The following is a 26518-nucleotide window of genomic DNA, read 5'->3' as shown; positions in this document are numbered from 1 at the left end:
GCCTTTTGCTTTTATGCCGCTCGCGGGCCAAAGCCGCTCGAAGCGGCCCGCAGCGACGGCACACGGCGCCGCCGCGTCCGCTTTCGTCCGCTTTTGCGCCCGACCCGACACTAACCTGGCATCACCGGCAAGATCATGGCTCTACCCAAACGCATCATCCCCTGTCTCGACGTGACGGCCGGACGGGTCGTCAAGGGCGTCAACTTCGTCGAACTGCGCGACGCGGGCGACCCCGTCGAAATCGCGCGCCGCTATGACGATCAGGGCGCCGACGAGCTGACGTTCCTCGACATCACCGCCACCTCGGACGGGCGCGACCTGATTCTGCCGATCATCGAAGCGGTGGCCTCGCAGGTCTTCATTCCGCTGACGGTCGGCGGCGGCGTGCGCGCCGTCACCGACGTGCGCCGCCTGCTCAACGCGGGCGCGGACAAGGTCGGCATGAACTCGTCGGCGGTCGCGAATCCGCAACTGGTGCGCGATGCGGCCGACAAGTACGGCTCGCAGTGCATCGTCGTGGCGATCGACGCCAAGCGCGCCTCGGCGCCGGGCGAAGCGCCGCGCTGGGAAGTGTTCACGCACGGCGGCCGCAAGGCCACGGGCATCGACGCCGTCGAATGGGCGCGCAAGATGGCCGAGTTCGGCGCGGGCGAAATCCTGCTCACGAGCATGGACCGCGACGGCACCAAGAGCGGCTTCGACCTCGATCTCACGCGCGCCGTCTCGGACGCCGTGCCGGTGCCCGTGATCGCCTCGGGCGGCGTGGGCGGCCTGCAGGATCTGGCCGACGGCATCGTCAAGGGTCACGCCGACGCGGTGCTCGCGGCGAGCATCTTCCACTACGGCGAGCACACGGTCGGCGAGGCGAAGCGCTTCATGGCCGACCAGGGCATTTCGGTGAGGTTGTAAGCCATGACGACCGGATCGATTGAACAGGCAGGCTGGCTCGACAAGATCAACTGGGACGCCAACGGCCTCGTGCCGGTGATCGCCCAGGAAGCCACGACCGGCGACGTGCTGATGTTCGCGTGGATGAACCGCGAGGCGCTCGCCAAGACCGTCGAACTGCGCCGCGCGGTGTACTTCTCGCGTTCGCGCCAGCGCCTGTGGTTCAAGGGCGAGGAATCGGGCCACGTGCAGCACGTGCACGAGATTCGCCTCGACTGCGACGAAGACGTCGTGCTGCTCAAGATCGAGCAGGTGTCGGGCATCGCCTGCCACACGGGCCGCCACTCGTGCTTTTTCCAGCAATTCGAAGGCACGGTCGACGAGGGCCGCTGGGTCGCCGTCGATCCCGTGCTGAAAGACCCCGAGCACATCTACAAATGACGCAACTGAACACCAACGACACCCTGCTGCGCCTCGCGGCGGTGATCGACAGCCGCAAGGGCGGCGATCCGGACGCATCGTATGTCGCTCGCCTGTTCCACAAGGGCGACGACGCGGTCCTCAAGAAGGTCGGCGAAGAAGCGACGGAAGTCGTGCTGGCCGCCAAGGACGTGCGCCAGGGCGGCGCGCCGAAGGCGCTGGTCGGCGAAATGGCCGATCTGTGGTTCCATTGCCTCGTCACGCTCTCGCATTTCGACCTGAGCCCCGCCGACGTGCTGGCGGAACTCGAGCGCCGCGAAGGCCTCTCGGGTCTCGAAGAAAAGGCGCTGCGCAAGAGCCAGGAGCGCGAGGCGAACGGCGACTGACGACGGACCCGGCGCGGGTCCGAGCGCAGACAGGCGCATGCCGCCGGGCACTCCGGCGGCGCTTGCCCACCCACGCGGCGCGCGCCGCTCACCAGGGGAGACGCAACATGTCCACGACGCCCGGCGGTTATCCGCCTCCAGCCGTGCGCGATCCGCTCGACGCGGACCGCCTGCGCAGTCTGCGCACTCTCACGCACGTGCTCTACGGTCTGTATGCGTTTTACTGGCTCACCGGCGGCGCGACCGTGCTGGTGGCGATCATCATCAATTACCTCAAGCGCGACGAAGCGGCGGGCACGCCCTACGAGCAGCATTTCACCTGGCAGATCCGCACCTTCTGGCTCGGGCTGGCCGGGCATCTGATCGGGATTGCGCTGTTTTTCGTGCTGATCGGCATTCCAATTTTGTGGGCTGTCGCGATCTGGACGTTGTACCGTATCATCAAAGGCTGGCTGTATCTGCACGACAACAAGCCGCTGCGCGATCCGCGCGCGTGGGTTTGATGCCGCAGGTCGTCAGGCCAGCAGGGCCAGCAGGGTAAGCGGGCCGGTCATTCCGGGAGCATCATGAGCCACGATCGCAGCACCTGTCTGTTCTGCAAGATCGCCGACGGCGCGATTCCGAGCACGCGCGTCTACGAAGACGACGAATTCGTCGCTTTCCGGGACATCCGGCCCGCGGCGCAGACCCACGTGCTGGTGATCCCGCGCGAACATATCGCGACGCTCGCCGATTGCGGTGAAAAGGACGCTCCGCTGCTTGGTAGAATGTTCGTGCTGGTGGCGCGGCTGGCGAGGGATCTCGGCGTGTCGTACACCGGCGGCGACACCGGTTTTCGCACGGTCGTGAACACGGGGCCCGGCGGCGGTCAGGAGGTGTATCACCTGCACGCGCATTTGCTGGCCGGACCGCGTCCGTGGCAGCGCATGGGCTGAAGGCGTGCAGCGTCATCTGTACGCACGCGGCGCATGGGCCTATAAAGCAACAAAGCCTGCATAAAGAGGATGGCATGCCACGCAGACGCCACACCTCGCAGGCACGATGGATGACCGGACCGTTTTTTACGCAGCGCGCCTTGGCGCGCCAACGTTTTCTCGCTGCGCACCTGGCGCGGCGTCGGGGTTAAGGAGAGTTTTGATCATGGGTTCGTTGAGCATCTGGCATTGGCTGATCGTGTTGTTGATCGTGGCGCTCGTCTTCGGCACGAAGAAGCTGCGCAATATCGGTAGCGACCTCGGCGGTGCGGTCAAGGGTTTCAAGGAAGGCATGCGCGAGGGCGAAGAAGCGCCCGACGCGGCAAAGCGCGAACTGCCGAAGAACGGCGGCACGGTCGACGTCGACGCCAAGGACAAGACTTCGAGCAACGACCTCCGCTAAGCGCGGCGGTCGTCTGCTTGCCGTGTCTGTTCCGCTTTTTCCCGCTCCAAGGCTGACGGAAAGCTCCATTCATGCTTGATCTGGGTCTCACGAAGATGGCGCTGATCGGCGTCGTCGCGCTGGTCGTTCTCGGACCGGAGCGCCTGCCGCGCGTCGCGCGCACCGCAGGCGCGCTGTTCGGGCGCGCGCAGCGTTACATCAACGACGTCAAGGCCGAAGTCACGCGCGAGATCGAACTCGACGAACTGCGCCGCATGAGGGGCGAGTTCGAGCAGGCCGCGCAGAACGTCGAAAAGAACGTTCACGAGAATCTGCGCAAGCACGAAACCGAGCTCAACGACGCCTGGAACCAGGGCACGAGCGTGTCGCCCAGCATCGCGGGCGGCGCGGACCCGGCTGCCGTCACGGCGGAAAGCGCGGTGTCCGGCATGGCTGGAATTTCCGACGGTTCTTCCGCGGCGGCATGGCGTTCCGGCGATGCCGGCCCGTCCACCGCAAAGCGCAAGAACTGGCGCGTGAAGCAGACGGCGGCGCCCGTGTGGTACAAGCGCGCGACGCTGCGGCGCACGCGCGTGCAGTCGGGCGCGGCGCGCGTCGCGCAGCACACGCCGGCCAGCCTGCGCCGGCCCACGCGTTTCTTCTGACGCGCATTCACCGATCGCGATGCCGCAGCCGCATTCGAATTTCCCCATCTCCAACCCCCGAGGGCCGGTGTGAGCGACCCCCAGCAAAACCAGGGCGAGGGCACTGAAGAGACCTTCATCTCGCACCTCGTCGAACTCCGCGACCGCATTATCCGCGCGGGCATTGCCGTCATCGTCGTGTTCGTCGGGCTCGTGTATTGGGCGCCGGACATCTTCCGGCTGCTCGCGCGCCCGCTCATGCAAAACCTGCCGCGCGACGGCAAGATGATCGTCACCGACGTGACCGGCTCGTTCTTCGTGCCGATGAAAGTGACGATGCTCGTCGCCTTCGTGATAGCGCTGCCCGTCGTGCTCTACCAGATCTGGGCGTTCGTCGCGCCGGGGCTCTATCAGCACGAGAAGAAGCTCGTCGCGCCGCTCGTGGCGAGCAGCTACACGCTGTTCCTGTGCGGCATGGCGTTCGCGTACTTCGTGGTGTTTCCGACGATCTTCCGCGTGATGGCGCACTACAACGCGCCGCTCGGCGCGGAGATGACGACCGATATCGACAATTACCTGAGCTTCGTGCTCACGATGTTCATTGCGTTCGGCGTGACCTTCGAAGTGCCGATCATCGTCGTGCTGCTCGTGCGCATGAACGTGCTCACGGTGAAAAAGCTCAAGGAAATCCGTCCGTACGTGATCGTTGGCGCGTTCATCGTGGCCGCGGTCGTGACGCCGCCGGATGTGTTCTCGCAGCTCATTCTGGCGCTGCCGCTGATCATCCTCTACGAAGCGGGCATCATCGCCGCGCGCGTCTTTATCGGCACGGGCGAGAAGAAGGCCACTGACGAGAGCGAAGCGACAAGCTGACCGCCCGCGATCATGCCGCAGCATGCTGCGGCGCGGCAAAGACAAAAGGCCGCGAACGGTGACGTTCGCGGCCTTTGTGTTTGGTGCGGGTTGGTGCGGGTTGGTGCGCGTTATTGCGGTTCGTCGCGATTCGTCTGAAGTGAGAGACGAGGCCGCGCGTGCGGCCTTGTCGACCTCCACCCTACCTCAACCGCCGTCGTCGTCGCCTTCGCCGTCTTCGTTGGCCGGCTGTTTCGGCGGCGGCGGGCGCTTGCCGATCATGACGTCGAGATCCATGTCCTTGTTCTTGCGCACGAGATGGACCTTCGCGTCGGTGCCCGGCTTGATCTGCGCGATCACGTTCAGCAGACGCGTGGTGTCGGTGATCGCCTCGCCGTTCACGGAGAGCAGGATGTCGCCCGGCTTGATGCCGGCCTTGTCGGCGGGACCGCCTTGCAGCACGCCCGCGACGATCGCGCCGGCCTTCTCGTTGATGCCGAACGATTCGGCGATCTCGGGCGTGAGGTCCTGCGGCTCCACGCCGATCCAGCCGCGCGTGACCGAGCCGGTCGTGATGATGCTCTCCAGCACGCTGCGCGCCGTGGAAACGGGAATCGCGAAGCCGATGCCGAGCGAGCCGCCCGAGCGCGAGTAAATGGCCGTGTTGATGCCGAGCAGATTGCCGCTCACGTCGACGAGCGCGCCGCCCGAGTTGCCGGGATTGATCGGCGCATCGGTCTGAATGAAATTCTCAAACGTGTTGATGCCGAGGTGATTGCGGCCCAACGCGCTGATGATGCCCATCGTGACCGTCTGGCCCACGCCGAACGGATTGCCGATGGCTAGCACGACATCGCCCACGCGGGCCTGATCCATCCGGCCGAGCGTGATCGTGGGCAGGTTCGGCAGATTGATCTTGAGCACGGCCAGATCGGTTTCCGGATCGATGCCGATCACCTTGGCGTTGGTGGTGCGGCCATCGGACAGCGCGATTTCGATCTGATCCGCGCCGTCGATCACGTGCTGGTTCGTTAGAATGTAACCGTCCGGACTGACAATGACGCCCGAACCGAGATTCGCGGCGGGCTGTTCCTGCTGCTTGCGGTTGTGATTGCGATCGCCGAAGAAGTACCGGAATAGCGGGTCGTTCTGGCGCGGATCGGGCGGCAGTGAGCCGTCCTTGCTGGAGAATACGTTGACGACCGCGGGCATGGCCTTCTGGGCGGCGTCCGCGTAGGACCCCTGGGCGCCACCGCCGCCGATGCCCGGCGCCACCTCGCGCAGCGCGACGATGGGTTCGGCCAGCTGTTTTCCGAGTTGCCCCTGGTGCTGAAGCCACTGCGGCTTGAGCGTCGCGATGATGAACATCAACGCCAGCAGGACCGTCACCGCCTGGGCGAAGAACAGCCAAAAGCGTCTAAGCATTTGAAGATTAGAGGATTATATGGATCGGATCGAACTGGAATTGTATCTGAACAATCTTCTGGAAACCGGGCGGTTCAAGGACTACTGCCCGAATGGGCTGCAGGTGGAAGGGCGGCGGCGCGTGCAGAAGATCGCGACCGGCGTGACCGCCTCGCTGGCCTTTCTGGAAGCCGCGCTCGAGTGGGGCGCCGACGCCGTGCTGGTCCATCACGGCTACTTCTGGAAGAACGAGGCGCCGCAGATCACGGGGCGCAAATATCGTCGCCTGAAGACATTGCTCGCGCACGACCTCAACCTGTTTGCCTACCATCTGCCCCTCGACTGCCACCCGGAGTTCGGCAATAACGCGCAGCTCGGCGCCAAGCTCGGCTGGATCGGCGAGCAACGGTTCGGCGAGCAGGATCTCGGCTGGATGGCCACGCTGCCCATGCCGATCACGCTCGCGCACTTCTCCGCGCAGGTCGAGCAGACGCTCGGGCGCACGCCGCTCGTGCTCGGCGATCCCGACTGGCAGTTGCGCCGCGTGGCATGGTGCACGGGCGCGGCGCAGAGCCTCTTCGACGCGGCCATCGACGCGGGCGCCGACGTGTTCCTTACCGGCGAAATCTCCGAGCCCACTTTTCACACGTCGGCGGAGAGCGGCGTGGCGTTTCTCGCGGCCGGCCATCACGCGACCGAGCGCTTCGGCGTGCAGGCAGTCGGCGCGCATCTCGCTGAAACCTTTGATATCGATCATCTCTTTATCGACATCGACAATCCGGTTTGAGTGTTTCTCCGTCTTGCGCGCACCGCGCAAATGGCGCGTTTCACGCGCGCCTGTCCCAGATCGCATGGATTTATTCACCGGGCATTTACAAACCGAAAAGAAATGCATCCCGATTTCTGGGGGAAAACCCCGAGTTATCAAGGACTTCGGGCGCTTTTTCGAGATCGCCCCTTGTAAATGCCAACTCCATTCGCGCAAACTAACGTTCGGCAGCATGCGGGAAAGCAACGGCATGACGGATAAATCCAACTCAGAAGTGGGGCGATGTGATGCGAGACAAAGAAAATGACCGCGTCGATGGCAGCCGCCGTACCTGGCTGATTGCGACGTCCGTAGCAGGTGGCATAGGAGGCGTCGCCACTGTCGTACCCTTCGTAGGCTCGTTTGCACCATCCGAAAAAGCACGCGCTGCCGGCGCGCCCGTCGAAGTCGACATCAGCGGTCTGCAACCCGGTTCGCTCATGACGGTCGCCTGGCGCGGCAAGCCGGTCTGGATTCTCAACCGCACCGACCGCATGCTGGCGGACTGCAAGAAGGCCGATCCCGAACTGGCCGATCCCGATTCCGAGCATCCGTTTTCGATCCCGATGCCGGACTACTGCAAGAACGAATACCGCTCGCGCGCCGAGCATCAGCACATTCTCGTGGCCGTCGCCGTGTGCACGCATCTGGGCTGCACGCCGACGCCGCGCTTCCAGGAAGGTCCGCAGCCGAACCTGCCCGACAGCTGGCCGGGCGGTTTCCTGTGCCCGTGTCACGGCTCCACCTACGATCTCGCCGGCCGCGTGTTCAAGAACAAGCCCGCGCCGCAGAACCTCGACATCCCCCGCTACATGTTCACGTCACCGACGCAGATCGTGATCGGCAAGGACGAAAAAGGAGAAGCGTGATGGCCACGGGACAAGAAAAACAGGTGGTGGAGACGACGGGCCTCGCGGGTTGGATCGACAAGCGTTTTCCGATGACCGCGACGTGGAAAGCGCACGTCTCCGAGTATTACGCGCCGAAAAACTTCAACTTCTGGTACTTCTTCGGCTCGCTCGCGCTGCTCGTGCTGGTGAACCAGATCGTCACGGGCATCTTCCTGACGATGAACTACAAGCCCGACTCGACGCTCGCGTTCGCCTCGGTCGAGTACATCATGCGCGAGGTGCCGTGGGGCTGGCTGATCCGCTACATGCACTCCACGGGCGCGTCGATGTTCTTCGTGGTCGTGTATCTCCACATGTTTCGCGGGCTGTTGTACGGCTCGTACCGCAAGCCGCGCGAACTGGTGTGGATCTTCGGCTGCGCGATCTTCCTGTGCCTGATGGCGGAGGCGTTCTTCGGTTATCTGCTGCCGTGGGGGCAGATGTCGTTCTGGGGCGCGCAGGTGATCGTGAACCTGTTCTCGGCGATTCCGTTCATCGGCCCGGATCTCTCGCTGTGGATTCGCGGCGACTACGTGGTGTCCGACGTCACGCTCAACCGCTTCTTCGCGTTCCATGTGATCGCGATTCCGCTCGTGCTGCTCGGGCTGGTGGTGGCGCATATCGTCGCACTGCATGAGGTGGGCTCGAACAACCCGGACGGCATCGAGATCAAGGAGAAGAAGGACGCGAACGGCATTCCGCTCGACGGCATCCCGTTCCATCCGTACTACTCGGTGCACGACTTCATGGGCGTGTGCATCTTCCTGATGATCTTCGCGGCCATCATCTTCTTCGCGCCGGAAATGGGCGGCTACTTCCTCGAAGCGAACAACTTCGTGCCGGCCAATCCGCTGCAGACGCCGCCCGAAATCGCGCCGGTCTGGTACTTCACGGCGTTTTACGCGATGCTGCGCGCCACGACCGACCCGTTCAAGATCGTGCTGATGATCGTGATCGGGCTGCTCGGCCTGTTCGCGCTGGTGCGCGCGCGCGGCAAATGGCGCGCGGGTCTGCCGGTGCTGGCGGTGCTCGTGATTCTGGCGATGGCCTTCACCGAGTCGAAATTCTGGGGCGTGGTGGTGATGGGCACGGCGGTGATCTCGCTGTTCTTCCTGCCGTGGCTGGACCGCGCGCCGGTGAAGTCGATCCGCTACCGGCCGTTTTTCCACAAGGTGTTCCTCGGCGTGTTCGTGGCCGCCTTCCTTACGTTGGGCTTTCTCGGCACCCGGCCGCCGTCGCCAGCGGCCACGCTGATCGCGCAGGTGTGCGCGCTGATCTACTTCGCGTTCTTCCTCGGCATGCCGTTCTGGACGCCGCTTGGCACGTTCAAGCAGCCGCCCGAGCGCGTGCGGTTCAAGCCCCATTAACTTGCGAGCGAGGAAGACATGACGATGGCATCTCTCTTTTCGACGCTCGCGCGGGCGGGCGGCTTGTCGCGCAACCGGTCGTTCGGCCTGTCGCGCGGGGTTCGGCGGGGCGTCGCGGCGCTCGCGATGGCGTGCGGCGCGATGGTGGGAACGGGTTTGGGGGTCGGAACAGTGTCGGCGCAGGAAAACATTCCGCTCGACCGCGCACCCGATAACGGCGAAAATCTTGCTTCGCTGCAACATGGCGCGCAATTGTTTGTAAACTATTGCCTGAACTGCCACAGTGCGAGTCTGATGCGCTACAGCCGGTTGCAGGATCTCGGCATTCCGCAAAAGCAGATCGAAGATAATCTCTTGTTCACGACGGACAAGGTCGGCAACACGATGTCCATCGCCATGCGTCCGGACGACGCCAAGGCGTGGTTCGGCGTGGCGCCGCCGGACCTCTCCGTCGAAGCGCGCGCGAAGGGGCGCGACTGGCTGTACACGTATCTGCGCAGCTTCTACCGCGACGACACGCGTCCGACCGGCTGGAACAACATGGTGTTCGAGAACGTGAGCATGCCGCACGTGCTCTGGGAATTGCAGGGCGTGCGCACCGCGAAGTTCGAAGACACGGTGGACGAAGAATCCGGGGAAAAAGTCCGCCGCTTTGTGGGGTACCAACAGGTCACGCGGGGTAAGCTCTCGCCGGTGGATTATGATTCTGCCGTGGCCGACCTGGTGGCGTACCTCGGCTGGATGTCCGAACCGGAGCAGAAAACCCGCAAGCAGCTCGGCGTCTGGGTGCTGCTGTTCCTCGGCGTCTTGAGCTTTTTCGCGTGGCGACTGAACGCCGCGTACTGGAAAGATATCAAATAGGCACGTTCTGACCGACGTGGGGCCGGTGTCACGAAACACCGTCTGACGGCTGCGAAGCCTCAGGCGGTGTTTTTGCCCGCCGGCCTTTTGGGTTTATTGAGGAAATGTAAATCATGATGGTTCTGTACTCCGGCACTACCTGCCCGTTCTCCCAGCGTTGCCGGCTGGTGTTGTTCGAAAAGGGCATGGACTTCGAAATCCGCGACGTCGACCTGTTCAACAAACCGGAAGACATCGCCGTGATGAACCCGTATGGTCAGGTGCCGATTCTGGTCGAGCGCGACCTGATTCTGTACGAGTCGAACATCATCAACGAGTACATCGACGAGCGCTTCCCGCATCCGCAGCTGATGCCGGCCGATCCGGTCCAGCGTGCGCGCGCGCGCCTGTTCCTGCTCAATTTCGAGAAGGAACTGTTCGTGCACGTCAGCACGCTCGAAAACGAGAAGGGCAAGGCCGCCGAGAAGAATCACGAGAAGGCGCGCCTCGCGATCCGCGACCGCCTCACGCAGCTCGCGCCGATCTTCCTGAAGAACAAGTACATGCTCGGCGAAGAGTTCTCGATGCTCGACGTCGCGATCGCGCCGCTGCTGTGGCGTCTGGATCACTACGGCATCGAACTCTCGAAGAACGCCGCGCCGCTGATGAAGTACGCCGAGCGTATCTTCAGCCGTCCGGCCTACATCGAAGCGCTGACGCCGTCGGAAAAGGTGATGCGCCGCTAAGCCGGCCGTCGCCGTTGCAAACCGGAGGCGGCGCGCTGCTCGCGGGCGGGCCGCCTCGTCAGAGGACTGTTGATGCAAGAGATTTCCACCAAGCCGTATCTGCTGCGCGCACTGTACGAGTGGTGCACGGACAACGGCTTCACGCCGCATATCGCGGTGCGGGTCGACAACCGCACGCGGGTGCCGCGCCAGTTCGTGCGCGACGGCGAGATCGTGCTGAACATCAGCTTCGAGGCCACGAGCCAGTTGCAGATGGGCAATGAAATGATCGAGTTTCACGCGCGTTTCTCCGGCAAGTCGCACAAGATCGAAGTGCCGGTGTCGAACGTGCTGGCGATCTACGCGCGCGAGAACGGCCAGGGCATGGCGTTCCCGGTCGAAGCGCCGGCAGGCGACGCGAACGACGTGCTGCCTTCCGCACAGGACGAGCACGAGGAAACGGTTGCGCCCGCGACGGCGCCGGCAGCTGGACCGACGGCGGTGCCGAGCGTGGCGCCTGCTGCTGTGCCGGGCGAGACCGACGAGTCGGACGCATCTGCCGCCTCGACGAAGAGCGGCAAGGGTGAAACCGGCGACGACGGTGCCGCGAAAGGCGGTAAGGGTCACCTCAAGATCGTGAAATGAAGTAGAATCACGGGCTACGCCGGCTTAGCTCATCTGGTAGAGCAGTTGATTTGTAATCATCAGGTGGCGGGTTCGAGTCCTGCAGCCGGCACCAAAACAGTTCGAGAAAGGGTTACAGCGCACACGCTGTAACCCTTTTTCTTTTTTCAGGCGCGCTGGCGCATGCCTCGTCTATCGCCTTCGATCAGCGCGATCTCGTTTTTCTCCAGCCCATACGCCGCGTAAAGCGCGCTGTCGATCTCGCGCGCGAGCGCGTCGCTGCGCGGCGCGTCATCGACGGAACCGAGCGATGCCAGCAAGCGATCCACGCGCCTCACCACGTCCGCGCGCGCACTCTCGTCGCGCGGCACCGGAATCGCATCGATCATCGCCTTCGTGAAGGCTACGCCGCCGTTGTAGCTCGATGCGCCGAAACGCGCGCGCGTGACGAAAGCCGCGAGTGGGCAGTTCAGCACGGCCGCCGCGAATTTGAGCAGCGCGTCGTCGTCAGCGCGAAGGATCAGCGTGGTCTTGCCGGGGATCGTGTCGCCCGCGAGGTCGAGCGTCGCATCGAGATGCGTGAGTCCTTTGACGATCACTTTCTTCGCCGCCGCCTTCGCGCGATAGCGATTCGCGAACGCCGCTTCGAAGCGCTCGCGCTCGACGACCGGTTCGGCGTAGCGCTGCCCGAGATAGGTCATTGGCTTCACGCCCCAACGCGACACGTAGCGCCCGAGCGTGCCGGTATTCACGACGCGATAGTGGCGGCGCGCATCGAACGCGCCGCGCGCTTCGTCGATGCAAGGCGCGAGCGCATACGCATCCGAGGTCGCGCAGGCGTTTTCGCACGCGATCAACTCGCCGAGCGTGCCGTGCGCGTGCGCGAGCCGGCGCACGAACGCGTAATGCGGCGAGAGCAGCGCATCGAGCGTCCACGGTGCGTCGAGGTCGCGTTTGGGCGCGTGTGCGAGCGGCGTCAGCAGGTCCTGATCGAGGCGCGCGGTTTCGATGCTGGCGCAACCCGCGGGCCGGAACACCGTGACGATCGCATCGACGAGCGCGTGCTCGAACACGCCACGGCCCAGCGCGACGACGCGCTCGATCGCATCGAGATGGCGCGCGCGAAACGCCGCGCCGAACGGCTTCGCGAGCCACTTGTCGGGCGTGAGAAACGCCATCGTGCCGTGGGGCGCCGTGAGCGCGAGGCCCAACTCCATGAACACGATGTAGAGATCCCAGTTGCCGCGCGCGCTCGGCCAGCGTCGCGCCAGTTGCTCGCGCAGCGCGCGCTGGCCTTCGTTGATCATGCGTTCGGAGTCGACGTAGGGCGGGTTCGCGAGTACGGCGTCGAAGCCCGCGAATGCGCCGTGCGCGTCGCGCAGCGCGGGAAATTCGGCGCGCCAGTCGAAGTCTTGCGCGGGGCTCTGCGCGTCGTCGCTGTCGATCACGCGGCTCAGCACCGCATTGCCTTGACGCAGATTCGCGGCGAGATCCGGCAGCGTCGCGAAGCGGCCCGCGTCGTCGTACGCGGCGTGTGCGAGCAGCTCGAACGCGAGACGCCGGCGCGCCATGCCGAGCGCGTCCGCGTCGATATCCACGCCGAAGAGGTTTTGCTCGACGATCGTACGTTTCTCGCGATACAGCGCGGCGTCGATACGGCGCTGCTGCTCGCGGTCGGGCGCGACGCCGTGCGCGAGCGTCACGCTCAGCCGGTCGTCGGCGACGTCGACACGCAGGCCCGCGAGCGCGTGACCGGGGATGTCGTCGAACAGCCGCAGACGGGCTTTCAGCGCGATCAGTTCGTCGAGCGCCGAGACGAGCAGATGGCCCGTGCCGACCGCCGGATCGCACACGCGCAGCGAGGCGAGCATCGTGCGCGCGGCTTCGTGGCGCGTGTCGTGTTCGATTCGTTCGGATAGCTGATCGAGCGTCGTGCAGCGCCAGCCTTCGATCTGATTGAACCGGCCGAGCGCCGCGCCCGTGACGGCTGCGCGCGCCAGCATCATGGCGATGCGGCCGGGCGTGTACCACGCGCCGTCGCGATAGCCGTTGAGTTTCTCGAAGACGAGCCCGAGCGTGGCGGTGTCGATGCGTTGCCGACGCGGCGCACTCGCGTTCGTCGGCGTGCCGGTATCGAAGCCGAATTCGAACGCGTCGAGGAAATCGAGCAGATAGGTGACGGTGTTGCGCGCAGGCGCGGCGGGCGAGGGCGTGAGCACGGTCGCTTCGAACGGCGCGAGCGGCGCGTCGTCCGGCAACGTGCTGAAGCCGATGGCGAGCGTCGCGAGATCAGCGGACTCGAACATCGCGCCATCGAAACGCGGCAGATGCGTGTGGCCCGCGCCGTCGCCGAACACGTCGCGACAGAGCGCGTCGAGTTGCGCGAAGGTGCCGATGCGCGCGCTGCGCAGAAACGCGTACGCGCTTTCGCCGTCGTGCAGCGCGAGCAGGCGCGCTTCGAGCAGCTTGAGGAACACGAGGCGGCCGAGCCACGCGATGCACAGACGCAGCGCCGTTCTCAGCACGGCCTGTTCGGGCGTCCCGCTTGCCTCGCGCGCTTCGATGGCCGCCATGGCCGCGACCGCCAGTTCGATCAGCGCGCCCGGCTGGCGTTGCGCGCCATCGCGCCGCGCGACCACGGTCTTGCCCGCCGCTGTGCTTTCGCGCAGGCCGGCGATATGCAGCAGTTCGGCGTAGAAGTTCGCATCGAGGCCGGGCTTGGCGTGGCGATTCTTCGTGCGTCGCGCGCGGGATACGCTGGATGCGTCTGGTGCACTATCGGCGCTTCGCGGTGGAGCGGTCTCGGACATGTTCTCGTTGCGGCGCGAGGCACCGTTGCGCGGATCGGCGCTCATTGTACTGGCGGGGCGCGGGGCCGTCCCCTGCCTTTCGGCCTATGCCATTCGGCCGAGTCGACGGATGCGCGGCGCTGCGCGATGATGCATCCATGTTGCGCGGTGCCCACCATGACGCCATGGCCGGTACGCCGCGCGGAACGCGGCCGCTCGCTCTGCTATATGATGGCGCGCGTCTTGCGCCGCCTCGTTGCGGCGCGCCTTTGAGCATTCGAATCCTATGACCGACTTTCCCACCTTGAGCTGGCCCGACACGGACGGCCCGCGCACCGTCCGCTGGCGTTCGGAGGCGGGCGTGCCCGCGCCGAAGCGCGTGGTGATCGCCGACGACACGACCACGGCCGACGCCGCCTACCGCCTCGCCTGCGAAGGCACCGCGCTGCTTTGGCGCGGCGACTTCCAGAACGCGCGGCAACTGCTGCAGGCCATGGCGCGCCGCGCCGAACGCAAGCCGAAGAAGGGCGCGCCCAAGCCGCCAGCCACGCCGCTCGAAGCGTTTCATCAGCATCGTCAGGCGCAGGCGCAGCGCGCGCGCACGCTCGGCATGGTGCTGTTGCCGATCGAAGGCGACTACGAAATCGCCCTGCGCCGCGCGCCTGATGCGAAGCTCGCCTGCGAGGAAGCCTGGGGCCCGTCCACGGGCGAGCCGTCGGCGGTGTCGCTGCGCGAACTGCTCGGCCTGATCGGTGCGCACGAATGGCGCAAGAAGGGCGTGCCGATTCCCGCGCTCGGCGGGGCGCACGTTCATCCGTACTACGGCGTGTTTTCGCCGGTGCGCGGCGAGTATCTCGATCTGATCGCGCGCGTGCCGCTGCCGTCGCAAGAGAAGGCGTTCGACATCGGGACGGGGACCGGCGTAATCGCGGCGGTGCTCGCCGCGCGCGGCGTGAAGCAGGTGGTCGCGACCGATCAGGACGCCCGCGCGCTGGCCTGCGCGCGCGAGAATCTGGATCGTCTGGGCTACGGCGAGCGCGTGGAAGTGGTCGAGGCGGATCTGTTCCCGGCGGGCCGCGCGCCGCTGGTAGTCTGCAATCCGCCCTGGGTGCCCGCGCGCCCCGCGTCGCCCATCGAGTACGCGGTGTTCGATCCGGACAGCCGCATGCTGCGTGGCTTTCTCGGCGGCCTCAAGGACCATCTGGAGCCGGGCGGCGAAGGCTGGCTGATCCTCTCCGATTTCGCCGAACACCTCGGTCTGCGTACGCGCGAGGCGCTTGTGGAAATGATCGTCGAGGCGGGGCTGGAAGTGGCCGGGCGAGAGGATATTCGTCCGCGTCACCCGAAAGCCAGCGATCCGACCGATCCGCTCTATCGGGCGCGTGCGGCTGAGATGACGTCGCTGTGGCGCTTGAAGGTGCGCAAGGACTGACGTGCGGCGCGCGTGTTCGCCGGCTCGTTCGAAGGCGAAAGAGGAGCGAAAGAGTGGATAAGCGCCTGCGCGACGCAAAAAGCGGGTGAAGAGCCGTCGCGTGGCGCGAACGGCTCGATAGGGCAGGCGGGCGCATCGGCGCGGCGTCCGATGCCATGCACGGATCATTCACCGGTCCCGCGTTCAAGGCGGACCGCGGAAAGCAGGCGAATTCGCCCGCTTTCCGTGCCTGCGATGCCGCGTGTCGCACCTAACCTGGATAGGCCTCGTCCACGGCAAGGCCGGCGAGTTTGAAGATCACCCGTAAAGTCTGGGGTTTGATGTCGCGCCGTGCAGCGAGCGCCGACATCACGAAATCGAGCACTTTGGCGTACTTCAGCAGGATCAGGCAATTCTCGAGATCTGCCGCGCCGTCGCGCATCTCCTCGGCCAGACGCAGCATCTCGACCGAGATGTCACGCGCCATTTCGAGCTCCAGTTGCTGCTTTTCCGTCCACTCGGGCACTTCAACGAGTCTGGCAAGCAGTTCCTGGAATTTTTGCTCAGCGTTACCGTCGGGTATCGTGTTCATTGCATGCCCCATGCAAGGTCGCGCAGCGCCGTGCGTTTTCGCGCAGCGGGGATCTGCGTCATACCTGATTTATCGCTGCCGGCGGACCCGGAGCGACCTCCCATGCGCGCATAACCGGTACTTTGCCGGTTGGTCGCGCCCCAAAAATGGTCCTTTCTGGACATCGGCGGCGCGAGGCTCACCGTGTCTTTTTTAATCAACCCCTCCCTGTCATCCGGACGTGGGTCAGCGTGCCGGACGCTACAACCATATGACGAATGGACCGCTATCAGGTTCGCGGCCTCGAGCTGCTTTTTCCGTAAAATGACAGATCTATTTGCATCGCTCTGTCGGTTGCCGCACGTTTCGCGGTAAATGACGCTACTCATCTTTTTTTGTCCCGATGTCCAGCAAGACCTACGAAATCCGTCCGAATCAGTCGATCGAGCTCCTGAAGGAGCTCCATATCCTGACGCGCGACGGCAAGATGAACCAGGACAGCCGCCGCAAGCTGAAGCAGGTCTATCACTTGTTCCAGTTCATCGAGCCGCTGCTCAACGACCTCAAGCAGGATGGCCGCGACGTCACGCTCGTCGATCACGGTGCGGGCAAGTCCTACTTGGGATTCATTCTGTACGACCTGTTCTTCAAGGGTCTGTGCGACAACTCGCGCATCTTTGGTATCGAGACGCGCGACGAGCTCGTGCAGCGCTCGGAGGAACTGGCGGCGCGGCTCGGCTTCAAGGGGATGTCGTTTCTGAATCTCTCGGTGGCCGACTCGATCACGTCGACGCAACTGCCGTCCACGGTCGATATCGTCACGGCGCTGCACGCCTGCGATACCGCCACCGACGACGCGCTGCGCTTCGCGCTCAAGAAGCACGCGCGCCATATCGTCGTGGTGCCGTGCTGTCAGGCCGAAGTGGCGGGCGTGCTGCGTCGCAACAAGGGCAAGTCGCTCGGCCAGGCGCTCACGGAAGTGTGGCGTCACCCGTTGCATACGCGTGAGTTCGGCAGCCAGATCACCAATGTGCTGCGCTGCCTGCAACTGGAGGCGCACGGCTATCAGGTGAGCGTGACGGAACTGGTGGGCTGGGAGCACTCGATGAAGAACGAGCTCATCGTGGCGCAGTACAAGAATCTGCCGCGGCGCCGGCCGGCGGAGCGGCTCAACGAACTGCTCGACACGTTCGGGATTGCCGAGCTGCGCGAGCGTTTCTTCGTCGACGACGGCGAGGCTTCGCCTGCCCAGGCCGGCGAGACAGCGTGAGCGCGGCGCGCTATCTGCGCGATTTCAGGTGATCGTGGGGATCGTCACCTGATCGGCAGGACGACTTACTGGTCGTCGCGCTGGCTCATCCACGCGCGCCAGCCTTCGAGACCGAGGCGGCGCATCGTTTCCTGATTGCGTTCGTAGATGTCGGCGGCGTCCGGGAAGGCGTCGGCGGCGCGCTCGATGCTCGCCTCGCGCAGCAGGTGCAGGATCGGATAGGGCGCGCGGTTCGTGTAGTTCTCGATGTCGTCGGGCTGCGTGCCCTCGAACTGATATTGCGGATGAAAGCTCGCGATCTGCAGCTCGCCGTCGAGACGCAACTGGCCGAGCAGCAGATCGGCGAAATGGAGCGCGTCGTTGTAGTCGAGAAAATCGGTGAGCGCGTGCGGCAGGATCAGCAGCGTCGTGTCGATGTCCTCCGCGCTGCTGTCCGCGAGCGTGCGCAGTTCGGTTTCGAGATCGGTTAGCACACCTTCCAGATCGGTCGCGTCGCTGATCGCGTATCGGATCTGGCCCTTTACATGCACGCTTTTCGCGAACGGGCACAGATTCAGCCCGATCACCGCGCGCGTGAGCCAGTGGCGCGTGGCGTCGAGAATGGCGGCGCGCTCGGGGTGCGCCGGGTCAGGCGTGGTGTTGGCGGTATCGGGTGTATCGGATGTATCGGTCATCGCGGCATTTTACCGGTGCGGTTCGTGCGCCCGCTGCGGCGAAGGGCGCGCGGGTTGAAGGCTGGCGCGAGATCAGGCGACCGGCGCGCACGCCGCCTCGATCAACAGTTTCGCCATGCGCGGCGCCGCCTGAATCGGGCCGCAGCCGGGGCCGTAGGTCTGGCTCGCGGCGTAGACGCCCTCGACCAGCAGCGCCAGTTCGTTCGCGAGCGACGCCGCGTCGGTCGCGCCCGCCGCCTGCGCCAGTTCGGTGAGGCGCGCGATCAGCCGCGTCTTGTTATCGGCCACGCTGTGCCGCGCCGGATGCGCCGGATCGGGAAACTCGGCCGCCACGTTCACGAACGGACAGCCGCGATAGTCGGGCGCCGACGCGCGCGCCGCCAGATCCTCGAACGCCTGCATCAACTGCTTCGCCGGTTCGCCCGGATGCTTCGCGGCGCTCGCCTCGAAGCGCTCGAAAAAGCGCACGTCGCAGCGCTTCAGATACGCGACCACCAGATCGTCCTTCGACGAAAATTGCCGGTACAGACTCATCTTGTTTACGCCCGCGCGCTCGACCACGGCTTCGACGCCCACGGCGCGCACGCCTTCGCGGTAGAACAATTCGTCCGCGGCGGCAAGCAGGTGCTCCTGGGCGCGCGGCCCGGCCGTCTGGGTGCGCGAGCGGCCCGCGCGCGCGGCGGCCTTGGCGGGCGCGGCGATGGCGGGATCGGTCGGGTTGGGGTGGCGCGTGGACATGGCAGGACATCTCGTCGTCAGGGACATGCTTGACATGTTACCGAGCGGTCACTACTATCGCAACACACTTGTGACCGAGCGGTAACAATTCGGTCGATCGGCAAGACGCAGATCAGCGGACGGGTCAAGCCAAACAACGAACGTGGAGCACGGATGAACTGGGCAGCGAGATGGGTCGGCGGGCGTTTCCACTATGGATGGCTCGTGGTGGCGGTGGTGTTTCTGGTGCTGCTGGCGGCGGCCGGCACGCGCGCAACGCCGAGCGTGATGATGGTCCCGCTCGAGCATCAGTTCGGCTGGAGCCGGGCGACGATCTCGCTGGCGATTTCGGTGAACATCGCGCTTTACGGGCTGATGGGGCCGTTTGCGGCGGCGGCGATGCAGCGCTTCGGCGTGCGGCCGACGCTGCTGGCGGCGCTCGCCACGATGGGCGCGGGCGTGGCGCTGTCAGCGCTGATGACGCATCCGTGGCAGATGATTCTGATCTGGGGCGTGATGGTTGGCGGCTCGACCGGCGTGGCGGCGTTGTCGCTGTCGGCGACGGTCGTCACGCGCTGGTTCACGACGCATCGCGGCCTCGCGATGGGCATACTCACCGCGAGTTCGGCCACCGGCCAGCTCGTGTTCCTGCCGTTCCTCGCGGCGATCGCCGAAAAGCACGGCTGGCAGCTCGTCGTGCTGGTCGTCGCGGCGGCCGCCGCCGTGGTGCTGCCGCTGGTCGCGTTCCTGCTGCCCGAGCGCCCGGCCAGCCTGAAGCTGCGTCCGTTCGGCGAAGAGCCCGACGCGCCGCTCGCGCCGCCCGCGCCGCAGCAGAATCCGATCAAGCTGGCGTTCGGCGCACTCGCGTCGGCGAGCCGCACGCGCGACTTCTGGCTGCTGTTCTTCAGCTTCTTCATTTGTGGCGCGAGCACCAACGGCTATGTCGGCACGCACCTGATCGCCATGTGCGGCGACTACGGCATGACGGAAGTGCAGGGCGCGTCGCTGCTCGCGACGATGGGCATTTTCGACCTGTTCGGCACGACGCTCTCGGGTTGGCTCTCGGACCGCTTCAACAGCCGCGTGCTGCTGTTCTGGTACTACGGTCTGCGCGGGCTTTCGCTGATCTATCTACCGCACGCGTTCGGCATCGACTTCTTCGGTCTGCCGATCTTCGCGGTGTTCTACGGACTCGACTGGATTGCGACCGTGCCGCCGACCGTGCGCCTCGCCACCGACGTGTTCGGCAAGGAGCGCGCGCCGATCATCTTCGGCTGGGTGGTCGCGGGCCATCAACTGGGCGCGGCGTTCGCGGCGTTCGGCGCGGGGCTGCTGCGCTCGAGCCTAGGCACCTACACGGTGGCGTCGATGATCTCGGGCGGCTTGTGCCTGATCGCCTCGTTCCTCGTGCTGCGCATCAACCGCGCGCCGCGCACGGCGGGCGCGCAGACGGCCTGAGTCCGCGCAGCGGCGCTTGCGGATAATGCGTCGATCACGCGAAGGCGGCTGCACGTGCGCCGCCTTCGCCGTTTCAGCGCGTTTCACGCGGCGCGGGTATGCTGTGAGCCCCGGGCGAGCGCCCGCCAACAAGGACACATCAGGCATGACGAAGCAAAAACCCGCACCGACAGCCGTGCCCATCCACGAACTGATCGCCGGCCGCTGGAGCCCGCGCGCCTATTCGAACGAGCCGGTTTCGCGCGAGCATCTGCACGCGGTCATCGAGGCCGCGCGCTGGGCGCCGTCGGGCTACAACCTGCAACCGTGGCGCTTCATCGTGTTCGACCGCACGGCCGATGAGCCGGCGTTCAAACGCGCCTTCGCGACGCTCGTGCCCTTCAATCAGCAGTGGAACGCACCGGCGCCCGTGCTGGTGGCGGTGACGGCGCAAACGCTCAACGCCAAGGGCGAAGTGAACCGCACGGCGCAGTACGATGCGGGCGCGGCGGCGATGTCGCTGGTGCTGCAGGCGCACGCGCTCGGCCTCGCCGCGCACCAGATGAGCGGTTTCGACGTGAACGCGTTCCGCAAGGAATTCGGTCTGCCGAACGACGTGGAGCCGCTCGCGATCATCTCGATCGGCCATTACGGCGACGCCGAGAAGCTCGATCCGGTCCTGCGCGACCGCGAGAAGGCCGAGCGCACGCGCGCGAGCGTGGGCGATATCGCTTACGCGAACGCCTGGAAGCAGCCGTTCAAGGGCTGAGCGCGCCTGAGCCATGCTTGAGCACGCTTGAGCGCGGCCAAGCTGGCCGGTTTCCCGGCACTCGCAGGACTTCGGGGCGTTCAGCCGCAGCAGACGCAGGGCGGCCGGAGTGACACGCAGCGCGGCACGGGCCGCGCGTTTTATTTGCGGGGCCGAACCCCGTCCTTGCGGTTGCTCCGCGCCGCGCTTTCGTGATACAAAGCCGGTCCTCCCAGCCTTCCGTAATGCCGCGTGCGACGTGCCGCGCGGCGTTGCCATGACCCCCGCCATGAGCCCCGCCTTGACTGCCTCCCCGCATCCCGCCTCGAATTCAGCGTCGAACGCTGCCGCGCAACCCTTCTGCGCAATCGACTTCGGCACCTCCAACTCGGCCGTGGCGCTGCCGGGCGCGGCACCTGGCGACGCGATGCGCCTCGCGCCGGTCGAAGGCGCGCAGACCACGCTGCCGACCTCGGTGTTCTTCAACACCGACGAGCACACGCGCGAATTCGGCCGCGCGGCGCTGGCAGCCTATATCGACGGCTTCGACGGGCGTCTGATGCGCTCGATGAAGAGCATCCTCGGCTCGCCGCTCGCGGAAAGCACAACCGATCTTGGCGACGGCAGCGCGATCCGCTACACGGAAATCATCGCGATCTTCCTCGATCACCTCAAACGCAGCGCCGAACGCTGCGCGGGCGCGAGTCTCACGCGCGCAGTGCTGGGCCGCCCGGTGTTTTTCGTCGACGAAGATCCGCGCGCCGACAAGCTTGCGCAGGATCAGCTCGAAGCGGCGGCACGCTCGGTGGGCTTCAAGGAAATCGAATTCCAGTACGAGCCGATCGCGGCGGCGTTCGATTACGAGTCGCGCCTGACGGAAGAGGGGCTGGTGCTGGTGGCCGACATCGGCGGCGGTACGTCGGACTTTTCGCTCGTGCGCGTGGGGCCGCAGCGCATGTCGCGCCTCGCCCGCAAGGACGACGTGCTCGCGCATCACGGCGTGCACGTGGCCGGCACGGACTTCGACCGCCGCGTCGAACTGGCGACGATCCTGCGCGAACTCGGCTATCAGTCGCTGGATCCGGAAGGCCGCGAAGTGCCGAACCGCGTCTATTTCGATCTGGCGACCTGGCATCTGATCAACACGGTCTACACGCCCAAGCGCGCGGCCGAACTCAAGCTCATGCGCCATCTATATAGTGACGCCGCGCATCACGATCGACTGATGCGCGTGATCGACTGGCGTCTGGGGCATGCGCTGGCGGCGCATGCCGAGGAAGCGAAGATTGGCGTGTCGGCGGGCGGTCAGACGATGATCGATCTGGAGCAGGTGGAAACCGACCTGCGGCTCGCCTTTGACGACGCCCAACTGGTGGAAGCCGGCCGTGAGGAAACGCGCCGCATCGTGGAAGCCGCGCGCGAAACCGTGCAGGCGGCGGGTGTGGCGCCGGGCGCCGTGAACGCGCTGTATTTCACGGGCGGTTCGACGGGTTTGCTGTTCCTGACCCAGGCGCTCGCCGAGGCATTCCCGCACGCGCAACCGGTGTTCGGCGACCGCCTCGCCAGCGTGGCGACGGGCCTGGGCATTCACGCGCAGCGCCTCTTCGCCTGAAGTCATCCGCACTGCGCAGTCGCCCGAATTCGTCAAAAACGACAGGCGACAAAAAACCCCACCTTCAGGAGGAAGCGTGGGGTTTTTCTGTAAGCTTGCCTGTCAGGACCGAGGTTAGAGTCCTGAAGGTCGAAGACGGTATTTAGACCGGCTTGATGTTGGCAGCTTGCTTGCCCTTCGGGCCCGTGCGCACTTCGAATTGAACCTTTTGATTCTCTTGCAGCGTCTTGAAGCCGTCAACCTTGATTTCCGAGAAGTGCGCGAACAGGTCTTCGCCGCCGCCGTCCGGAGTGATAAAGCCAAAGCCCTTAGCGTCATTGAACCACTTGACGGTACCGGTTTCCATATTACTTTCCTAAAAATGAATAAAGGCCGAAGCCACAGAGAGGTGCACGAAAATCAAGGAAGGGGTATGGGACCAGCCGGAGTACCGTTGATGGGCGAACTACGAAAGACCTATTCACACTCGCCGCTTGAAATCCTGCTCGATCTTTATACGGCTAATTCCCTGCCAGGTCAACCGGGACCCAGGGTAACTCCATAGAATTTTGCGGCAGGGTCGAAACAAACCCTTACAAAGCTTGCTAAGTTGCTGTTTTTTTTGTAGTGCTCGCACTTTTTTTAGCGCCTTTTGGCAGTGCAACCGTTAAACTACGCGCCGCGCAAGAGTTGCGCCTTCGGGTGCAATCGACCGCGCGCAGGTGCGACCGCCGCCGGAACCCCGCCCGCACAACAGACGGGGCACGCGGTGTCGAACTGCTCTTGATACAGGAGAAGACGTGAAAAGTTCTATTCAACGGAACATCGGCCCGTTCGCGCTGATGTTCACCGGCCTCGGGTCGATTATCGGTTCGGGCTGGCTGTTCGGCGCATGGAAGGCCGCGAAGATCGCCGGCCCCGCAGCCATCTGCGCCTGGGTGATCGGTGCCGTGGTCATTCTGGCCATCGCGCTCACCTACGCCGAACTCGGTGCGATGTTCCCCGAATCGGGCGGCATGGTGCGCTACGCGCGCTACTCGCACGGCGCGCTCGTGGGCTTCATCAGCGCCTGGGCGAACTGGATCGCCATCGTCTCGGTGATTCCGATCGAAGCCGAAGCTTCCATTCAATACATGAGCACCTGGCCCTACGACTGGGCCCACGCGCTGTTCGTCGACGGATCATTAACCCACTCGGGGTTGTTCCTGTCGGCGCTGCTCGTGATCGTGTACTTCATGCTCAACTACTGGGGCGTGAAGCTGTTCGCGCGCGCCAATAGCGCCATTACGATCTTCAAGTTCATCATCCCGGGCCTGACGATCATCGGCCTGATGACGACGGGCTTCCACCACGAAAACTTCGGCGAAGCGAGCACGTTCGCGCCGTACGGCTGGTCGGCGGTGTTCACGGCGGTCGCGACGAGCGGCATCGTGTTCGCGTTCAACGGCTTCCAGAGCCCGATCAACCTCGCGGGCGAAGCGCGCAATCCGTCGAAGAGCATCCCGTTCGCGGTGATCGGCTCGATCGTCTGCGCACTGGTGATCTACGTGCTGCTGCAGGTGGCGTACATCGGCGCGGTGAATCCGGCTGACGTGGCCAAGGGCTGGAACACGTTCAACTTCAAGTCGCCGTTCGCCGAACTCGCGATCGCGCTGAACCTGAACTGGCTGGCGATCCTGCTGTACGTCGACGCATTCGTGAGCCCGAGCGGCACCGGCACGACCTACATGGCGACGACCTCGCGCATGATCTACGCGATGGAGCGCAACAACACGATGCCGTCGATCTTCGGCAACGTGCACCCGTTCTACGGCGTGCCGCGCCCCGCGATGTGGTTCAACCTGGCCGTGTCGTTCATCTTCATGTTCTTCTTCCGCGGCTGGAGCTCGCTCGCGGCGGTGATCTCGGTCGCGACCGTCATCTCGTACCTCACGGGCCCGATCAGCCTGATGGCGCTCAAGCGTGCCGCCGCCGACATCGAGCGCCCGCTGTCGGTGCCGTTCATGAAGGTGATCGCGCCGTTCGCGTTCGTCTGCGCATCGATGATCCTGTACTGGGCGAAGTGGCCGCTGACGGGCGAAATCATCCTGCTGATGGTTGTCGCGCTGCCGGTGTACTTCTACTTCCAGGCGAAGCAGGGCTTCGGCGGCTGGGGCCAGGATCTGAAGGCCGCATGGTGGCTGTGCGCCTACCTGCCGACGATGGCCGTGCTCTCGCTGATCGGCTCGAAGCAGTTCGGCGGTCACGACCTGATTCCCTACGGCTGGGACATGCTGGTCGTCGCAGTGATCTCGCTCGGCTTCTACATCTGGGGTGTGAATTCGGGTTACCGCACGCCGTATCTGGAAGAGCGCAAGGAACACGACGAAGTGCTCGAAGGCATTGGCGCGCACTAAGTGACGCACCGGCCGCTGTTCGCAGCGGCAGCCTGAACCGGGAATAAACGCAGCAAAAAAAGCCCGCCTGAAGCGATTCAGGCGGGCTTTTTCACGTCCGGAGGTTTACTGCGCCGTGGCGGAGCCGAACACGTAGTTCGTCATCGCCAGCGCGCGCTGGTAGGTGCCGAGCGACTGCACGCCGAGCGTGTAGTCGTCGTCGGCGGCGCCGAGCGCGGAGAACACCGGCAGCAGATGCTCGTCGGTCGGGTGCATGAGCACCGCATGCGGCGCCTTCGTCCGATAGTCGAGCAGCGCGTCGATGTCGCGCGCCGCGAGATGCGCTTCGAACCAGTCGGTGAACTCGGCCACGCGCGGATCGGCGTCCTCGGGACGCGCCGAGAAGTCGGCCTGACGCAGGTTGTGCGTGATCTGGCCCGAACCGACCACCATCACGCCTTCGTCGCGCAGTTCGCGCAGCGCGCGGCCGAGCGCGAAGTGATACGCGGCGTCGGCGCGTGGCTGGATCGAGAGCTGGGCGACGGGCACGTCGGCGTCCGGGAACATCAGCAGCATCGGCACCCAGGCGCCGTGGTCGAGGCCGTGCGCTTCTTCGTCGACTTCGACGCCCTGCGCGCGCAGCAGCGCCGCCGCGCGCTGCGCGGTCTCGGGCGCGCCGGGTGCCGGATACTGGATCTCGTAGAGCGCGCGCGGAAAGCCGTAGAAGTCGTGGATGGTCTCGGGCTGCGTCGCGATGCTCACCGCCGGACGCTGCGTGTACCAGTGCGCCGAGAGCATCAGGATCGATTCGGGGCGCGGCAGATGTTCGGCCAGCTTGACGAAGCCTTCGCGCGGCATCGACGGGTCGATCGGCAAGGTGGGCGCGCCATGCGACAGGAAAAGCGTGGGGGTACGGGTGGTCATGATCGTGAGCCGCGCGAGGCGGTCGGAAAAGTTCGCGTTGCGATCAATATAAGACCCAACTCTCGCGAATTAAATGTGCGGCAAGTGAATTGATTGTATCGCCGATGTTGATAATCGACGGAGCGCGAACCGGGTGCGGATCGTGGGGGAGTCAGTCGGCGTTGCTGCCGCGCAGTCCCGGCCAGGCGGGCGCGAGCGCCGGTCCGAGCGCGAACAGGTCGAGCACGCGCGCGACCGTGTGATCGACCATCTCGTCGATCGACGCGGGCTGGTTGTAGAAGGCCGGCAGCGGCGGGAAGATCACGCCGCCCATTTCGGTCACGGCCGTCATGTTGCGCAGATGCGCGAGGTTGAACGGCGTTTCGCGCACCAGCAGCACGAGGCGGCGGCGCTCCTTGAGCGTGACGTCGGCGGCGCGCGCGATCAGGTTGTCCGAGAGGCCGTGGGCGACGCTCGCGAGCGTCTTCATCGAGCAGGGCGCGACGATCATGCCGTCGGTCGCGAACGAGCCGGAGGCAATCGTGGCGCCCACGTCGCGCACCGAATGCACGACATCCGCGCGCGCGTGCAGGTCCTCTTTGCTGAGCTGCAGCTCGTGCTGGATATTGAGCCAGCCCGCGGCGGAAATCAGCAGGTGCGATTCCACGCCGCCCAGACGGCGCAGCGTCTCCAGAATGCGCACGCCGTAAATCGCGCCCGTGGCGCCTGTGATCGCGACGATCAGACGGCGGCGTGGAGCGTGGGGTGAGGTGGCGTTCACGTGGGAGAGGGGGGCGCGAGAGCAATGCGGGAGGGCGCGCCGGCTCG

The 26518-nt window shown here is 65.1% G+C and carries 29 protein-coding genes and 1 tRNA gene; 21 read left to right on the top strand and 9 right to left on the bottom strand.

The window, feature by feature from the left end:
- The first annotated feature begins 135 nt into the window (after positions 1-135).
- From hisF to tatC, 8 genes are all read left to right on the top strand, one after another.
- Positions 136-909, top strand: a complete 774-nt coding sequence (gene hisF / locus SB764_RS31330; protein ID WP_322005547.1) for an imidazole glycerol phosphate synthase subunit HisF — start codon at positions 136-138, stop codon at positions 907-909.
- A gap of 3 nt (positions 910-912) precedes the next feature.
- Complete coding sequence (gene hisI / locus SB764_RS31325) at positions 913-1329, top strand: phosphoribosyl-AMP cyclohydrolase (protein ID WP_065062689.1); 417 nt, start codon at positions 913-915, stop codon at positions 1327-1329.
- Positions 1326-1694 (top strand): phosphoribosyl-ATP diphosphatase, encoded by a 369-nt coding sequence (locus SB764_RS31320; RefSeq protein ID WP_065062687.1) that lies wholly within the window; start codon positions 1326-1328, stop codon positions 1692-1694. The genes hisI and SB764_RS31320 overlap by 4 nt, the downstream gene beginning before the upstream one ends.
- 107 nt (positions 1695-1801) lie before the next feature.
- Positions 1802-2197 carry a DUF4870 family protein gene (locus SB764_RS31315; RefSeq protein WP_410865919.1) on the top strand — a complete coding sequence of 132 codons (396 nt, stop codon included), beginning with the start codon at positions 1802-1804 and terminating at the stop codon, positions 2195-2197.
- A gap of 63 nt (positions 2198-2260) precedes the next feature.
- Positions 2261-2629 carry a histidine triad nucleotide-binding protein gene (locus SB764_RS31310; protein ID WP_065062680.1) on the top strand — a complete coding sequence of 123 codons (369 nt, stop codon included), beginning with the start codon at positions 2261-2263 and terminating at the stop codon, positions 2627-2629.
- A 205-nt stretch (positions 2630-2834) separates the two neighbouring features.
- Complete coding sequence (gene tatA, locus SB764_RS31305) at positions 2835-3071, top strand: Sec-independent protein translocase subunit TatA (RefSeq protein ID WP_065062678.1); 237 nt, start codon at positions 2835-2837, stop codon at positions 3069-3071.
- Between the two features lie 71 nt (positions 3072-3142).
- Positions 3143-3715 (top strand): Sec-independent protein translocase protein TatB, encoded by a 573-nt coding sequence (gene tatB, locus SB764_RS31300; RefSeq protein WP_065062676.1) that lies wholly within the window; start codon positions 3143-3145, stop codon positions 3713-3715.
- 69 nt (positions 3716-3784) lie between these two features.
- Positions 3785-4567, top strand: coding sequence for a twin-arginine translocase subunit TatC (tatC, locus tag SB764_RS31295; protein ID WP_074987152.1), 783 nt, complete (start codon positions 3785-3787; stop codon positions 4565-4567).
- A gap of 186 nt (positions 4568-4753) precedes the next feature.
- Here tatC and SB764_RS31290 read toward each other — a convergent pair whose 3' ends face one another.
- A complete protein-coding gene (locus tag SB764_RS31290; protein ID WP_065062672.1) occupies positions 4754-5971 on the bottom strand; it encodes a Do family serine endopeptidase in 1218 nt (405 codons plus the stop codon).
- A gap of 19 nt (positions 5972-5990) precedes the next feature.
- Between SB764_RS31290 and SB764_RS31285 the strand changes: the two genes are divergently transcribed.
- The 7 genes from SB764_RS31285 (at position 5991) to SB764_RS31255 (ending at position 11319) form a co-directional block, all read left to right on the top strand.
- The gene (locus SB764_RS31285; protein WP_065062670.1) at positions 5991-6737 is read left to right on the top strand and encodes a Nif3-like dinuclear metal center hexameric protein; all 747 of its coding nucleotides are present in this window, start codon (positions 5991-5993) and stop codon (positions 6735-6737) included.
- Positions 6738-7006: 269 nt separating this feature from the next.
- The gene (gene petA, locus SB764_RS31280; RefSeq protein ID WP_065062668.1) at positions 7007-7627 is read left to right on the top strand and encodes a ubiquinol-cytochrome c reductase iron-sulfur subunit; all 621 of its coding nucleotides are present in this window, start codon (positions 7007-7009) and stop codon (positions 7625-7627) included.
- Positions 7627-9015: a cytochrome b gene (locus SB764_RS31275; RefSeq protein WP_065062666.1), complete on the top strand. Its 1389-nt coding sequence runs from the start codon at positions 7627-7629 to the stop codon at positions 9013-9015. Before petA ends, SB764_RS31275 begins: the two co-directional genes overlap by 1 nt.
- A gap of 126 nt (positions 9016-9141) precedes the next feature.
- A complete protein-coding gene (locus tag SB764_RS31270; RefSeq protein WP_074987173.1) occupies positions 9142-9876 on the top strand; it encodes a cytochrome c1 in 735 nt (244 codons plus the stop codon).
- Positions 9877-9989: 113 nt separating this feature from the next.
- Positions 9990-10601 carry a glutathione S-transferase N-terminal domain-containing protein gene (locus SB764_RS31265; protein ID WP_027797364.1) on the top strand — a complete coding sequence of 204 codons (612 nt, stop codon included), beginning with the start codon at positions 9990-9992 and terminating at the stop codon, positions 10599-10601.
- 72 nt (positions 10602-10673) lie between these two features.
- Positions 10674-11225, top strand: a complete 552-nt coding sequence (locus SB764_RS31260) for a ClpXP protease specificity-enhancing factor (protein WP_110328896.1) — start codon at positions 10674-10676, stop codon at positions 11223-11225.
- An 18-nt stretch (positions 11226-11243) separates the two neighbouring features.
- A tRNA-Thr gene (locus tag SB764_RS31255) sits at positions 11244-11319 on the top strand.
- Between the two features lie 52 nt (positions 11320-11371).
- Here SB764_RS31255 and SB764_RS31250 read toward each other — a convergent pair.
- Positions 11372-14014 (bottom strand): Eco57I restriction-modification methylase domain-containing protein, encoded by a 2643-nt coding sequence (locus SB764_RS31250; RefSeq protein WP_410865918.1) that lies wholly within the window; start codon positions 14012-14014, stop codon positions 11372-11374.
- Positions 14015-14279: 265 nt separating this feature from the next.
- On the opposite strand from SB764_RS31250, the gene SB764_RS31245 reads away from it, so the two are divergent.
- Positions 14280-15425, top strand: coding sequence for a methyltransferase (locus SB764_RS31245; RefSeq protein WP_065062662.1), 1146 nt, complete (start codon positions 14280-14282; stop codon positions 15423-15425).
- Between the two features lie 250 nt (positions 15426-15675).
- On the opposite strand, the gene SB764_RS31240 is transcribed toward SB764_RS31245, so the two are convergent.
- Positions 15676-15996, bottom strand: coding sequence for a DNA-binding protein (locus tag SB764_RS31240; RefSeq protein WP_065062658.1), 321 nt, complete (start codon positions 15994-15996; stop codon positions 15676-15678).
- Positions 15993-16364, bottom strand: a complete 372-nt coding sequence (locus SB764_RS31235) for a hypothetical protein (protein WP_322005550.1) — start codon at positions 16362-16364, stop codon at positions 15993-15995. Before SB764_RS31235 ends, SB764_RS31240 begins: the two co-directional genes overlap by 4 nt.
- A gap of 14 nt (positions 16365-16378) precedes the next feature.
- On the opposite strand from SB764_RS31235, the gene SB764_RS31230 reads away from it, so the two are divergent.
- Positions 16379-17245, top strand: a complete 867-nt coding sequence (locus SB764_RS31230; RefSeq protein WP_321893200.1) for an SAM-dependent methyltransferase — start codon at positions 16379-16381, stop codon at positions 17243-17245.
- 65 nt (positions 17246-17310) lie between these two features.
- Here the strand turns inward: SB764_RS31230 and SB764_RS31225 are convergent, their stop codons facing one another.
- Together SB764_RS31225 and SB764_RS31220 are read right to left on the bottom strand one after the other, a co-directional pair.
- Positions 17311-17919 (bottom strand): DUF1415 domain-containing protein, encoded by a 609-nt coding sequence (locus SB764_RS31225; protein ID WP_110328898.1) that lies wholly within the window; start codon positions 17917-17919, stop codon positions 17311-17313.
- Between the two features lie 72 nt (positions 17920-17991).
- Complete coding sequence (locus SB764_RS31220) at positions 17992-18657, bottom strand: TetR/AcrR family transcriptional regulator (protein WP_110328899.1); 666 nt, start codon at positions 18655-18657, stop codon at positions 17992-17994.
- Positions 18658-18810: 153 nt separating this feature from the next.
- Here SB764_RS31220 and SB764_RS31215 point away from each other — a divergent pair, with 153 nt between their 5' ends.
- The 3 genes from SB764_RS31215 (at position 18811) to SB764_RS31205 (ending at position 22433) form a co-directional block, all read left to right on the top strand.
- Entirely contained in the window at positions 18811-20094 is a 1284-nt protein-coding gene (locus SB764_RS31215; protein ID WP_074987133.1) for an MFS transporter, read from the top strand.
- 145 nt (positions 20095-20239) lie between these two features.
- Positions 20240-20842, top strand: coding sequence for a nitroreductase family protein (locus SB764_RS31210; RefSeq protein WP_065062648.1), 603 nt, complete (start codon positions 20240-20242; stop codon positions 20840-20842).
- Between the two features lie 280 nt (positions 20843-21122).
- A complete protein-coding gene (locus SB764_RS31205; protein ID WP_260183765.1) occupies positions 21123-22433 on the top strand; it encodes an Hsp70 family protein in 1311 nt (436 codons plus the stop codon).
- A gap of 142 nt (positions 22434-22575) precedes the next feature.
- On the opposite strand, the gene SB764_RS31200 is transcribed toward SB764_RS31205, so the two are convergent.
- The gene (locus SB764_RS31200; protein WP_027797379.1) at positions 22576-22779 is read right to left on the bottom strand and encodes a cold-shock protein; all 204 of its coding nucleotides are present in this window, start codon (positions 22777-22779) and stop codon (positions 22576-22578) included.
- Between the two features lie 433 nt (positions 22780-23212).
- Here SB764_RS31200 and SB764_RS31195 point away from each other — a divergent pair, with 433 nt between their 5' ends.
- Positions 23213-24808: an APC family permease gene (locus SB764_RS31195; RefSeq protein WP_065062646.1), complete on the top strand. Its 1596-nt coding sequence runs from the start codon at positions 23213-23215 to the stop codon at positions 24806-24808.
- A 105-nt stretch (positions 24809-24913) separates the two neighbouring features.
- Here SB764_RS31195 and SB764_RS31190 read toward each other — a convergent pair whose 3' ends face one another.
- Together SB764_RS31190 and SB764_RS31185 are read right to left on the bottom strand one after the other, a co-directional pair.
- On the bottom strand, positions 24914-25711 hold the full coding sequence (locus tag SB764_RS31190; protein WP_065062645.1) for a DODA-type extradiol aromatic ring-opening family dioxygenase: 798 nt from the start codon (positions 25709-25711) through the stop codon (positions 24914-24916).
- Positions 25712-25862: 151 nt separating this feature from the next.
- Positions 25863-26471, bottom strand: coding sequence for a UbiX family flavin prenyltransferase (locus tag SB764_RS31185; protein WP_065062643.1), 609 nt, complete (start codon positions 26469-26471; stop codon positions 25863-25865).
- Positions 26472-26518: the final 47 nt, after the last annotated feature.

Origin of the sequence: Paraburkholderia sp. SIMBA_027, from assembly GCF_046535315.1 — a bacterium.
Classification (GTDB): Bacteria; Pseudomonadota; Gammaproteobacteria; order Burkholderiales; family Burkholderiaceae; genus Paraburkholderia; species Paraburkholderia tropica.
Note: the sequence above shows the minus strand (reverse complement) of the source record. Positions and strands in the feature narration are given on the sequence as shown.